Below are 12,265 nucleotides of genomic sequence, written 5' to 3'. Positions count from 1 at the left end.
CGGCTCTGCGCATCGTCGGATCGTCAGGATCGACGCGGTCTCGGCATGAGCAGAATCACCCCGCACAGTGCGATCACCGCAAGGCAGACGCCGATCATGCGACCGCGCTGGTCAGCGGGAATCGCGTCGTCGTCCGAGCCGACTGTATTGTCCGGATCGACACGGATCAAACGGTCGGACTGCGGATGGATGCCGTTGTCGGCGTACTGTACGCCGATGACGGTGGGGCGATCTGCGCCCGGAACCACGTTGACCACATCTCCGTCACGGTTGAGCGTGACCTGGGCGCAGAGCGCCTTGGCGAAGTCGATGCGCTGCCATCCCTTCGAGGAATCGGAGAGCGGGTATCCCGATTCGATCGCGGTCAGTCTGAGGATCTCGTTGCGTTGATCGACGTGCAGCCGCGGGTAGGCGATGCGCAGGATGTCGGCCGCACCATCCGGGGATATGAAGGGCTGGTCCTTGGTCTCCGTTCGATCGAATCCGTAGGTCATTCGGGCGCCGTAGGCCGTGATGGCGCTTTGCCGGTCGCGCACCGGGGTGCGGCTGACGGGATCGGTGAAGTCGTTGCGATATCCGCCCTTTCCTGCGGCGTCGAGCCGTTCGATGCATTCGTCGAGGGTCCCTCCATGTCCGTCGGCACGGCAGCGGTCGGTGAGGTATGCGCGTAGCTGGTCGGCCGCGGGCTTGACCTTGGTGTCGAATTCGTTGTGCCAGTACTGGCCGTTCTGCGCACTGCCGGCGATGCGACCGCCGATGACGTCGAGCGGATAATGGACTCCCAGCACGATGCGATTGTTGCCGGCCTCCGATGTTCGGGCCATGATCTGGGGCGCAAGCTCGGGGATCATGCCGGCGAGCGCCACGCCCCAGCTGTAGGCGAATGTGGTATGTCCCGAGGGGAATGAGCTGTTGTTCTTCAGGTTGTCGTATCCGGGGATGTGGTCGCCCCATGATTGCACTTGGATGATGTCGAGCGTGGGGCTCAGTCCGGCGAGATCGTTGGCTCCGTGATTGGAGCGGTCGAGGTATGGCCGCGGATGATTGGAAGCGTTCTTGGCGCGGAAGGTGTTGATGATGTCGAATTTGAACAGGTCGTCCACCAGTGCGAGGCTGCCGTCGTGCAGTCCCTCGCGCATGTAGCGGCCGAGTACCGGCCCCAGCGAGTCGGGCATGGTCTGCCATCCGTACAGGTCGGAATCCACCAAGGCGCGTTTCTGCTGTTCGCTGTGCCCGTCGGCCGTCCGATCGCGCGCGGCCAGGTGATTGATTGTCACGGCCGTGCGCTGATCAAGTTCCATGGTGGAGGCGTCGAGCACCTTGCCTCCCGATCCGTCCTTGGGGGGCTGCCAGTAGTAGCGCTCGTAGCTGCCGAGCAGGCTCACCAGATCCGGATTGGGCAGCCGTTCGGCGACGGCGCGCGGCGTGACTTCGGATTGGACCGGAGACGGTTCGCCGGAGGCCTGGGCGATGGGAACCAGCGCGACGAACGGCAGCAGGATCGTCAGCGCGGTCAATGTCGCGATGATCGGTTCGATGGAACGGATGGGGGACGGATACCGCATGTCACCAGCTTTTCGACATCGGCGCCCGGCGGCACGGCCGGGCGCGGGAAACCATAGTCAATGGCGTGAGATTACTCCCGTACGGTGAACTATCGTATACGATAGCGCAACGATGGGGTTCCGGGCGATGAACTGTCGGTGAACCTGCCCGCTACAGCTCTTCGACGGGTCCCACTCGATAATCGTCGAACACCACCTCGCCGCTGTTCTGCGTGGCCTTGAGATCCACGGCACCGGTGATGGCCCAGTCATGATCGCCGTCGGAATCGCCGATGATCTGACGCACGTACCACACGCGGTCGCTGCGCTCCTTGGAGGTGTCGAGTACGAAGTAGTCCTTGGACCGGGCCGAGGCATCAGTGTTGATGTACTCATGTTCGTCGTAGTATTCGTCGAGCGTATCCTCCCAGTCGCGCAGACCCATGCCCCAATCCTCGTCCATGGCGGCGAGCGTTCTCGTATCCTCGCGATCCATGAGTTCCACGCGCCGGAACATGGCGTTGCGCACCAGCACGGTGAGCCCTCTTCTGTCCTGCACGATCTCGTCGGCGGTCTTCGGCGGTGCGGCTGTGGCAGCCGCCTCGGGATTCGTGTTTCCGGCATGCTCCCATTCGTCCACCAAGGAGGAATCGACGCCGCGGACCACCACGCGAAGCCAAGCGATGATGTCGTCCAGCTGATCGTCGCACTTCTCCGGCGGTACGGTGCGTTCAAGAGCGCGATAGGCATCGGAGAGATAGCGCAGCAACGTGCCTTCGGATCGGGCGATGTTGTATCGGGCGATGTATCCGGTGAAATCGGAGGCCGTTTCGATCATGTCGCGCAATACGGATTTGGGGCTCAGCCAATAGTCGTTGGCCCACGGCACATCCTTGCGATACTGGGTGAACGCCGCGTCGAGCACGTCCGCCAAAGGCTTGGGGTAGGTGATCTCCTGCAGCCGATCCATGCGTTCCTCATAGTCGAGGCCATCGGCCTTCATTTCGGACATGGCCGCATCTCTCGCCTGCCGCTCCTGGGCGCGAAGCACCTGTTTCGGATCCTCCAACGTGGATTCCACCATCGAGATCACGTCGAGCGCATAGGTTTCGGATTCCGGGTCGAGCAGTTCGAGCGCAGCCAGAAGGAAGGGGCTCAACGGCTGGTCGAGCGCGAAATCCTCGGGAAGATCCACGGTGGTGTAGTAGTCGCGACCTCCGTCGTCGTACTCCTCGTATTCGATGACGTCGGTGTCGATCAGGGTCTGGAAGATCTCATCGGCCCGTTCATGCAGCTTCTCCTTCTGCTGCGGGCTCTGTGCCGAGTCGTCGATGAGATCGTCCACCCTCGCACGCGCGTCGCCACCTTGGGAGACCTCGGCCAGCACCATCGAATGGGTGATGCGCATATGGGGCGTCAACGTCTCCGGAGGCTGGTCGATGAGCTTGTCGAAGGTGTTCTGGTTCCAGGTGACGAAACCCTCCGGCGGCTTCTTGCGTTTGATTTTCTTGAGTTTCTTCGGATCGTTGCCCGCCTTGGCCACGGCACGAGCATTCTCGATCTCGTATTCCGGCGCTTCGGCGATCACCAGACCTTCGGTGTCGAATCCGGAACGTCCCGCCCTGCCGGCGATCTGATGGAACTCACGGGCGCGAAGCCTTCTCATGCGGGATCCGTCGAACTTGGTGAGCTGGGTGAGCACCACGGTGTGGATCGGCACGTTGATGCCGACGCCGAGCGTGTCGGTGCCGCAGATCACCGGCAGCAGCCCCTGCTGGGCGAGCTGCTCCACCAACCGCCGATACCGGGGCAGCATACCCGCATGATGCACGCCCACGCCGGTACGCAGCAGACGCTGCAGTATCTTGCCGAACGCGGTGGTGAACCGGGTTCCTCTGATGGCCTCGGCGATGGCGGCGCGCTGCTCCTTGGTGGTCACTCCGGTGCTGGAAAGCGCCTGCGCCGTCTCCAAGGCGGCGTCCTGGGAGAAATGCACCACATAGATCGGCGATTCACCACGCCGCATGGTCAGCTCCACCGTTGACGCGAGAATCCTGTCGGTATATTCATAGCTCAGCGGAATCGGCCGCTTCGCGTCGTCCACCACCGCGACATCCGAATCGGTGTGCCGTTCCAGCGTGTTCACGATCTGCGTGGTGTCGCCCAACGTGGCGCTCATCAGCAGGAACTGCGTATGCGGGAGAGTGAGCAGCGGCACCTGCCATGCCCAGCCGCGTTCGGAATCGCCGTAATAGTGGAACTCGTCCATCGCCACGCAGCCGATATCCGCCCGAACGCCTTCCCGCAACGCCTGGCTGGCCAGGATCTCCGCCGTACAGCAGATCACCGGCGCATCGGTGTTGATGTGCGTATCCCCGGTGATCATGCCGACGTTGTCTCGCCCCAGCACGTTCACCAGATCGAAGAACTTCTCGGAAACCAGCGCTTTGATCGGAGCGGTGTAGTAGGAGCGTCGACCGGTGCATAGCGCCGCGAAATGCATGCCGAGGGCGACCAGCGACTTGCCCGACCCGGTGGGAGTGCTGAGAATCACATGATCGCCGGCGAGCAGGCTCATGACGGCCTCCTCCTGATGCGGCCAAGGCGTGATGCCCCGTGATTCCACCCAGCCGAAGAACCGGTCGAAGATGTCGTCCGCATCGAGATTGCGATCGTCGTCCCCGTATCCGGGTATCAGCGCGGCCAGACCGCCGTTAGGCTCCTCCATCGTCCACTCCCCTCGTTTCCTATCGATCCCGCCATGATCAGTTCCCGCGGGCACGCATCAATCCCGCTCATTCTAGCCTCCGCGGCGGAACTGACGTCGCGGAGCCACGACCGAGGAGGAGCCCGCGTCCACTCGTTCATCCGAGACGACGACGCGCCTCCTCGAGATCGAACCGTGCCTCCGGCCAATCAAGGCCCATGCCCTTGAGCGTCACCCGCAGGAGCTCCGAAACCACCGCGCGGGAGTACCACCGGTTGTCGGCCGGCACCAGATACCATGGCGCCTCATCGGTGGAGGTCTTGTCGAACACCTCCTGCCAGGCGTTCATGTAATCGTCCCAACGATCCCGGGCATCAAGATCGGAGACGTCGAATTTCCAATGCTTGGTAGGGTCGTCGAGTCTTTGCAGGAACTGCTTGCGCTGGGCCTCCTTCGAGATCACCAGAAAGATCTTGATGATCGCGCATTCGTCGTCGACGAGTTCCTTCTCGAAGCGCCGGATCCGCTCGTACCTGCCCTGCCACACACGCCGATCCATCGTGCCGTAGACATGGGGCATCACCACATCCTCGTAGTGGGAACGGTCGAAGATCGAAATCCACCCGTAGGCGGGAAGTTCGCGTTCGATGCGCCACAGGAAGTCATGGGACGCCTCCTCATCGGTGGGCCTGCCGAATCCGTGGTAGTGGATGCCCATGGGATCGACCTGCCGGAACACATGCCGAACGATGCCGCCTTTGCCCGAGGCATCCATACCCTGCAGAATGACCAGCAGCCGTCGTTTGGAGCCGACCGTACCGTCAGCGTACAGCTGGTCCTGATACCGTGCGATGGATTCGGAGCTCAGCTCGATGAACCGCTCTCCCTCCTCGGCGGTGGCGTGGAACCCCGGCGTGGAGGATCCCTTCACGTCGGCGAGCGCGGTCACGCCATCGCCGAATCGCAGTCGACGAGAGGGATGGCGGCTCCACACGGAGCTGAGCAGGTCCGAGGTTTCGGCGGCGAGTTCGAGTCGTTTCTGCAGCGACTTGCGTCGTTTGATGGCCTTTTCAAGGTCCCGGTTCGTTTCCTTCGCGGTTCTGAGCGTCTTGTTGATGGTCTTGGTCGTTTTGTTTGTGTTCTGATCCGTCATTGGATGCCTCCCGCGTTCCGGTTGCTATGCATCGTCGCATGCGTATGCTGCCGAGCTTAACACCCTGACGCGGTTTCGGACGGATACCCGGAGGCTGGCCGTCAGTTTGGCGACCGGGAAACCGGGATCAGTCTCGGGGCTTGCCGAGCCCCTCCACGAAGGTGACTCCCGGAACATGTTCGAAGATCGCGCCGTTCACCACGAGCTTCGACGGACGGATTCCGGAGCCCAGATAGAGTTCGTCGATGCCGAGGATGTGTTCGTCCACCAGCAGCGGCCAGCCGTCCGGTAGGCCTATGGGCGACATGCCTCCCGATTCCATGCCGGTGGCCTCCACTGCGGCCGTGATGGGAGCGAACGACACCTTGCTCACTTCGAGGGTGTGCTTCACCTTGCCGTTGAGATCGGCACGCGTGTCCGCGGTGACGAAGGCGGCGGCGAATTGGGGCGGGGCTTTGCGGGTCTTGTGGGTGTGGGTCACCACCACGTTGCCGGTGATCGAGAACGGAATACCGTATTTCGGGCACCACAGGTCGGTGTCCGATTCCTCGTCGGTGTTTCTCGTCACGCCGATGATCAGCTGTTCCGGGAGGGTTTTCAGCGCTTCGAATACCGGTGGCGCCAGCAGAGTCCCGTCATGCCAGTCCTCGATGTGCAATGTCATGATTCCCCCTTTTGTTCCGCGGTCCCGCCGGTGGGCGTCGGCCTGGTACTCCACCGACGCTCATGCCCTTCCATGGCATGGTTCAGCATACCGATGGATGGGCGGCCGACCCGCCGGGTCGATCATCGACGTTGCTTATGGACGGCTATAGCCGATGCGATATGAGCGACGATGCAACGTCGATGTCAGTCGTGGGCTTTGAGGAACGTGATGAGGGTCTGGGCATAGGGCACTGCCGTGTCGGCGTACCCGGTTCCTTGTTCGAACGCCGTGTACCCGTCGCCGCCGGTGAGCAGGAAGGTGTTGCCGGCCACCGTGATCGACTGCGCATCGTCGATGGGTCGGCCGTCGACCCGCAGATCGACGACGCGGGGATCATCCCCGGTGAGATCCATCCGATAGGTCACGTTGGAGGATATGCCGAGATGCCCGCTGCGCCATCGGCCCTGCTCGTCGCGATGCCATTGCTGGGCGATGGCCTGCCTCAGCTGGATGCCGTTGAGTGTGATCACCGCGTTGTCGAACTGCAGCGCCATCATGTCGTGCACCTCACGCACGGTGACGAATCCGTCGCCGTCAAGGTCAAGGGCCTGTGTGCGGAGGCTGCCTGGATTGACGAATCCGACCCGGGCGTTCGCGCCTTCGGTGGTTCGTCGGGCGCCGTCGAGCGCCGCATTGGCGATCAGCGTGTTCAACGCCGTCTGTCCCGCATCCTCGGTCTTGTCGTATCGCTGTTTCACCGAGGAGACCACTACGTCGCCGGCTCGCCGCGCCTCGGCGTCCGCTTTCCGGACGATGGAGTCGACCGCGGCGCTTGACGAGTAGGTGGTCTGGGCCGCATTCACGACTTTCGCGGGATCGTCGTTGGCCGGGGAATCGTCGATCAGCGCACCACCGAAGCTGTTGCGCACGCTGACCTGCGCCTGCCGTCCGGATCCTGAAATCAGCAGATCCTGCACGGCCACGTACCGGCCGAAGCATCCGGCCTCGATGATCGGAGCCCCTGAGGCCGTCCTCCGATCCGTCTTCACCGCATGGGTATGTCCGGCATAGACCAGATCGACGTTGGCGTTCAGTCCGACGCGGTCCTTCGCCACCAGATCGGCGTCGTCGTGGATCAGCGCAACCACCGCATCGGCCTCGCCGTTGCGCTCGTCGCCGTCCGAAAGCCGGTCCGCCACCCGATTGACCGATTCCACCGCCGACTCGTCCAGAGTCACGTTGCGCATCACGCTGTGCGAGAGCACCGATGACAGGCGATCGGTGACCGCGCCGACGAACGCCACTCGTTTGCCTGCGATGACTCGGATCGTGTAGTCCTTCAGGTTGGAGAACCGTTCGGTCTTGCGCACGTTGGCTGCCAGCCAATCGATGCCGTTGCTTCGACTTGCGATGCGTCCGTTGAAGTCGCTCACTCCCCGGTCGAGCTCATGGTTGCCCATCGCCGAAACCGTCAGCCCCCAGGTCTTCGCGATATCCAGAGTGGGACGGTCCTTCTCCCGCGAGGATTCATACGGGGAGCCGCCCACCAGATCACCGTCCGATACCGCCACCATGCCGCCGGGGTTGTATTCTCGGGCTTTGATGAGCTGATCGTTCACCCACCGCGCCTGTTCGATGTGACCGTGAAAATCGGTGACCTCGGCGATGGTGATCTTCTGCGGAGCCGTTTCCTCGGCCACCGCCCGATGCGCCGCAAGACCGGCGAGCAGGGCGATCATCGCCAGAACCGCGACCATTCTGATCAGCCAGTCGAAAACGGCCATGCGATTCGTTCCGTGATCCCTGAATTGCGTGTTCTTCTCGAATCCCACCGTTTCACCATATGGTGAACAGATGTACCATACTGGACCCGCATCTGGCATGAAATCTACGAAGCGGTGAATTCTTAGCGCATCGTAAGCGCGGCTCGGCGGGCGGTGCAGATGGAGGCGATGCCGCCACACAGCGTGGCGGTACGCACGTCACGCCACCCGGCGGCCAGCATCATGCGGGCCACGCCGCGGCGCCCCTCCCATTCGCCGATGGAACGGTTGAGATACCGATACGGCTCCGTCTGCCCGGTGAGCAGTCCTCCCAGCGCCGGCAAAGCCACCGACGAATACGCCCTGTACAGGGTTCGCAGCACCGGATCGTCCGGCATGTCGAAATCGAGCACGACGATGGGCGAACCCGGACGGACCACCCGCAGCATATGGCGCAGAGCCGCTTCGGGGTCGCCCATGTTGCGCAATCCGTACGACACGGATACCGCGTCGAACCATTCATCGGGGAACGGCAGCCGACATTCGGCGTCGGCGGTCACATAGCGGATGCCATCGCGCCGGACCGGATTCCGTCGCCGCCGTGCGACGGCAAGCATCCCCTCGGAGATGTCGCAGCCGGTGACCTCGGCGCCGCGTGCGGCCAGCGCGCGGCTCGACACACCGGTGCCGCAGGCCACATCAAGCACCCGTGTCCCGGCAAGCCCGGCTCGGTCTTCGGCGCAGAGGCCTTCCAGCGCATTGGCCACCGCGCGCGCCCACAGACGGCATTGTCCAAGCGATGCGAGGTCGTCCACCATCTCATAGGAGGAGGCGATCGCGTCGAACATGCGCGATCGCCTCCCCCTGGGTCCGGCCTTCCGGTTTCCGGATTCTGCGGTCACGACCGTGCGTCGTTCCCTTCGCCTTCGGCACGGTTCTCCTCGGAGAACGGCCGGCCGGTCTCCGGATCCACCTGTGATTCGGGCCTTGTGGCGTCGTACCCCTGCTCGTAGCGGGTCCTGCGCCAGTTGTGGATCGACGCGTTGGTGCCACGGTGATGCACATGGTACTTACGCGGAGTGCCGCGCAGAGGACGCTCGTCAACCTCCTTGGCCACGGCGATCTGGTTCACGTTGGATGCGTCGCCGGCCGCGATCGGGGCGACGGGCTCCTGCTCCACCGGGGCCGCGGTGCGCTTCTGCATGTGCTCGGGCAACCATTCGGCCAAGCGGGACAGCAGCCAGCAGGCGAAGAAGTAGACGACCGCCGCGACCACCAGGGTCTGCAGGATGTTGAAGTACATCGAGCCGAGTCGACGTGACTCCTGCAACAGATCGGTGTACATGATGATCGATCCCAAAGCGGTGTCCTTGAGCACGACGACCAGCTGGGTCACGGCGGCCGGCAGCATGGCGGTGATGGCCTGGGGCACCTCGATCTGCATCAGCGATTCGGTGCGCGTCAGGCCCAGGGCGAGGGCCGCCTCACGCTGCCCGCCGGGCAGATTGCCCACGCCGGAGCGTACGAGCTCGGCGACCACGGAACCGTTGTACAGCACCAGAGCAAGCACCACGGCCCAATAGGACGGCTCCGACATGCCGGAGAAGGCGAACCACCGCCAGAAGAAGATCATGAGCAGCAGCACGGGAACCGCACGGCAGAATTCGACGATCGCGCCGGCGACGGTACGGACGATCAAGCTGGGCAGCAGACGCCCCACGCCGAAGACCAGACCGAACGCCACGGATCCGATGACTGCCAGTACGGATGCCTTGACGGTCATCCACAGGCCGGGAAGATAGAAGTCCGTCCACGCTTCGCGTTCCAAAGCCGGCTTCCACAGTTCCCAGCTGAGCTGATTCTCGCCGTCCGGCGGATTGTGCAGTCGCATGAGGATCAGTGCCAGCACTACGATGAAGAACAGCGCGGCAATCCAATTGATGATCCTGATGCGTCGACGGCCACGGGGACCGGGCTGGTCGAACAGAACGGATGAGGATGTGTTGTTCATCGTCGCCGTCACCTCCGCACGGCCAGTTTGTTGGACAGATAGGTGGTCAGCATGCCGATCGGGATGATCATGATCACGTAGCCGAACGCGAAGATCAGGAAGATCGAGACGATCACGTCGGGATGGTATTCGATCATCTCGCTCATCAGCGAGGACGTTTCCGTGGCGACCGACGCGGCCGCGGCGACGGTGGAGTTCTTCAGCAGTGCGATGAACGTGTTGCCCAGCGGAGCCACCGATCCGCGGAACGCCTGCGGCAGGATGATCTCGGTGGCGGACTGCATGAATCCCAACCCGAGGGCGCGTGCGGCCTCGGCCTGCCCGAGCGGCACGGTGTTGATGCCGCTTCGCAGCGATTCGCAGACGAACGCCGCGGTGTACAGGCTCAGACCGGTGACGGCGAGCCAGAAGAAGTTCGTGGCGAAGGTGTCGGAGAACGTGAGTTTGAGCTGGGCGTAGGCGCCGAGCACCATGAACACCATGATGATGGTGAGGGGCATGTTCTTGAAGAACTCCACGTATCCGCCGGCCACGGCACGCATGGAGCCGATCGGCGAGATGCGCATCATCACTAGGATCACGCCGAGGATCATCGAGAACAGCGTCGACCACAGGGTCAGTTCGATGTTGACCAGGAACGCGGAGAGCACGTCATATTCGGAAAACAGGTCGATGAAGCTCTGCATGTCACTCCCCCTCCGTCGGTTTCGGCGGGTTGTATTCGGCATTCGGCGTGTATCCGGTGCCCTTGGTGTTGTCCTTCACGGCACGCTCCCAGGAACCGTCCTTGATCATCTTCGCGATGGCGGCGTTGATCTTCCGGGCGAATTCCGTATTGCCCTTCTTGATGCCCACGCCGTAGTACTCCTGGGTGAACGGCTTGCCGACCACCTTGAGCTTGCCGCGCGAGGCCGAGGCGAGGCCGGCGAGGATGATGTCGTCGGTGGTCACGGCGTCGACGATGCCGGAGAACAGCGCGGTGGCGCATTCGGCGTAGCCGGGTTGTTCCATGAGCTGCACCTCGTTGGCGAATTTCTCCTTCACGGTGGTGGCCGATGTGGAACCGGTCACCGAGCACAGGCGCTTGCCGTTGAGGTCCTCGGGCCCTTTGATGGAGTCGTCGTCCCGGCGTACGAGCAGATCCTGGCCGGCGACGAAATAGGGGCCTGCGAACGACACTGCGTTCTTGCGCGTGTCGGTGATGGAATACGAGGCGAGGATCATATCCACGTCGCCGTTCTGCAGCATGGCCTCACGCTGCTTGGAGGGGGCTTCCTTCCAGATGATCTGGTCTTCGGAGTATCCCAGCTCCTGCGCCACGTATCGTGCCACGTCCACATCGAATCCGACGTAGGTTCCCGACTTCTTGAAGCCCAGACCGGGCTGGTCGAACTTGATGCCGATGCGGATCTTGCCCTCCTCGTCGGACGAGCCGCAGGCGGAGACGGCGAACACGCAGGCCAACGCGCATATCACCGCGACGGCCCTGCGCCACATGCGACGCATGGTTGCACTCATTGATTTCATAGATTGTCTTTCTTCTCGACTTCCCTCGACGATGACGCTCTGCTGCACGACACCGGAGCGGTCAGTGGGTGAGGATCTTGGACAGGAAGTCCTTGGCCCGCTCGGTCTGCGGATTGTCGAAGAACTCGTCGGGCGAGGCCTGCTCCAGAATCCGACCGTCGGCCATGAACACGATGCGATCGGCGGCACGGCGCGCGAATCCCATCTCGTGGGTCACGCAGATCATCGTCATGCCCTCATGGGCCAGTTCGATCATCACGTCAAGCACCTCGTTGACCATTTCCGGATCAAGCGCGGAGGTCGGCTCGTCGAACAGCATGACCTTCGGCTGCATGGCCAGCGCCCGGGCGATCGCCACACGCTGCTGCTGGCCGCCGGAAAGCTGGCTGGGCATCTTGGACGCCTGCGTGTCGACGCCCACACGCCGGAGGAGATCCATGGCCTGATCCTCGGCCTCCTTCTGGGACATGTGGCGAACCCTCATCGGGGCGAGGGTCACGTTCTGCAGAATGGTCTTGTTGGCGAACAGGTTGAAGGACTGGAACACCATGCCCACCTCGGCGCGCAGACGGGCCAGCTCCTTGCCTTCCTGAGGCAGCGGTCTGCCGTCGATGCGGATGTCTCCGGAGTCGATGGTCTCCAGACGATTGATGGTGCGGCACATGGTGGACTTGCCGGAGCCGGATGGGCCGACGACGACGAGCACCTCGCCCTTGGCCACCTTGAGATTGATGTCCTTGAGGACATGGAGATCGCCGAAATGCTTTTCGACGTGGGTCATTTCTACAAGCGGATGCGTCGCATCCTCGGTGGTGATCTTCATTTCAGACATACGGTGCATGATACCGCAGGGTCATTAAATCGTTCGACGTACCGTTCCGAAACAGTGCGGAAAAGCACGAAACACCTTGATT

Annotated in this window: 10 protein-coding genes; all 10 read right to left on the bottom strand. The window is 62.7% G+C overall.

Features of this window, described 5'->3' with window-relative positions; translation table 11 throughout:
- Positions 1-23 precede the first annotated feature (23 nt).
- A complete protein-coding gene (locus tag Uis1B_RS09445; protein ID WP_101617736.1) occupies positions 24-1,565 on the bottom strand; it encodes an acid phosphatase in 1,542 nt (513 codons plus the stop codon).
- 151 nt (positions 1,566-1,716) lie between these two features.
- Positions 1,717-4,272 (bottom strand): DEAD/DEAH box helicase, encoded by a 2,556-nt coding sequence (locus tag Uis1B_RS09440; RefSeq protein WP_101617734.1) that lies wholly within the window; start codon positions 4,270-4,272, stop codon positions 1,717-1,719.
- A 136-nt stretch (positions 4,273-4,408) separates the two neighbouring features.
- Positions 4,409-5,404 carry a PPK2 family polyphosphate kinase gene (locus Uis1B_RS09435; protein WP_101617731.1) on the bottom strand — a complete coding sequence of 332 codons (996 nt, stop codon included), beginning with the start codon at positions 5,402-5,404 and terminating at the stop codon, positions 4,409-4,411.
- Between the two features lie 127 nt (positions 5,405-5,531).
- Complete coding sequence (locus Uis1B_RS09430; RefSeq protein ID WP_101617729.1) at positions 5,532-6,068, bottom strand: YbaK/EbsC family protein; 537 nt, start codon at positions 6,066-6,068, stop codon at positions 5,532-5,534.
- A 185-nt stretch (positions 6,069-6,253) separates the two neighbouring features.
- Positions 6,254-7,834, bottom strand: a complete 1,581-nt coding sequence (locus Uis1B_RS09425; RefSeq protein ID WP_165782834.1) for a bifunctional metallophosphatase/5'-nucleotidase — start codon at positions 7,832-7,834, stop codon at positions 6,254-6,256.
- Between the two features lie 122 nt (positions 7,835-7,956).
- A complete protein-coding gene (locus Uis1B_RS09420) occupies positions 7,957-8,661 on the bottom strand; it encodes a ubiquinone/menaquinone biosynthesis methyltransferase (protein ID WP_101617725.1) in 705 nt (234 codons plus the stop codon).
- Positions 8,662-8,711: 50 nt separating this feature from the next.
- Positions 8,712-9,824, bottom strand: coding sequence for an amino acid ABC transporter permease (locus tag Uis1B_RS09415; RefSeq protein WP_101617723.1), 1,113 nt, complete (start codon positions 9,822-9,824; stop codon positions 8,712-8,714).
- An 8-nt stretch (positions 9,825-9,832) separates the two neighbouring features.
- Positions 9,833-10,510 carry an amino acid ABC transporter permease gene (locus Uis1B_RS09410; RefSeq protein ID WP_101617721.1) on the bottom strand — a complete coding sequence of 226 codons (678 nt, stop codon included), beginning with the start codon at positions 10,508-10,510 and terminating at the stop codon, positions 9,833-9,835.
- A gap of 1 nt (position 10,511) precedes the next feature.
- Entirely contained in the window at positions 10,512-11,342 is an 831-nt protein-coding gene (locus tag Uis1B_RS09405; RefSeq protein WP_423734887.1) for a glutamate ABC transporter substrate-binding protein, read from the bottom strand.
- A gap of 70 nt (positions 11,343-11,412) precedes the next feature.
- On the bottom strand, positions 11,413-12,183 hold the full coding sequence (locus Uis1B_RS09400; protein WP_423734886.1) for an amino acid ABC transporter ATP-binding protein: 771 nt from the start codon (positions 12,181-12,183) through the stop codon (positions 11,413-11,415).
- Positions 12,184-12,265 lie beyond the last annotated feature (82 nt).

Origin of the sequence: Bifidobacterium margollesii (genome assembly GCF_002860355.1) — a bacterium.
Lineage (GTDB): Bacteria > Actinomycetota > Actinomycetes > Actinomycetales > Bifidobacteriaceae > Galliscardovia > Galliscardovia margollesii.
This window is presented reverse-complemented; position numbering and strand designations above follow the sequence as displayed.

Bases quoted from the DNA above. Each gene is read 5' to 3' on its own strand.
- Uis1B_RS09445 (WP_101617736.1), bottom strand. From the start codon at position 1,565: ATGCGGTATCCGTCCCCCATCCGTTCCATCGAACCGATCATCGCGACA.
- Uis1B_RS09440 (WP_101617734.1), bottom strand. From the start codon at position 4,272: ATGGAGGAGCCTAACGGCGGTCTGGCCGCGCTGATACCCGGATACGGG.
- Uis1B_RS09435 (WP_101617731.1), bottom strand. From the start codon at position 5,404: ATGACGGATCAGAACACAAACAAAACGACCAAGACCATCAACAAGACG.
- Uis1B_RS09430 (WP_101617729.1), bottom strand. From the start codon at position 6,068: ATGACATTGCACATCGAGGACTGGCATGACGGGACTCTGCTGGCGCCA.
- Uis1B_RS09425 (WP_165782834.1), bottom strand. From the start codon at position 7,834: ATGGCCGTTTTCGACTGGCTGATCAGAATGGTCGCGGTTCTGGCGATG.
- Uis1B_RS09420 (WP_101617725.1), bottom strand. From the start codon at position 8,661: ATGTTCGACGCGATCGCCTCCTCCTATGAGATGGTGGACGACCTCGCA.
- Uis1B_RS09415 (WP_101617723.1), bottom strand. From the start codon at position 9,824: ATGAACAACACATCCTCATCCGTTCTGTTCGACCAGCCCGGTCCCCGT.
- Uis1B_RS09410 (WP_101617721.1), bottom strand. From the start codon at position 10,510: ATGCAGAGCTTCATCGACCTGTTTTCCGAATATGACGTGCTCTCCGCG.
- Uis1B_RS09405 (WP_423734887.1), bottom strand. From the start codon at position 11,342: ATGAGTGCAACCATGCGTCGCATGTGGCGCAGGGCCGTCGCGGTGATA.
- Uis1B_RS09400 (WP_423734886.1), bottom strand. From the start codon at position 12,183: ATGTCTGAAATGAAGATCACCACCGAGGATGCGACGCATCCGCTTGTA.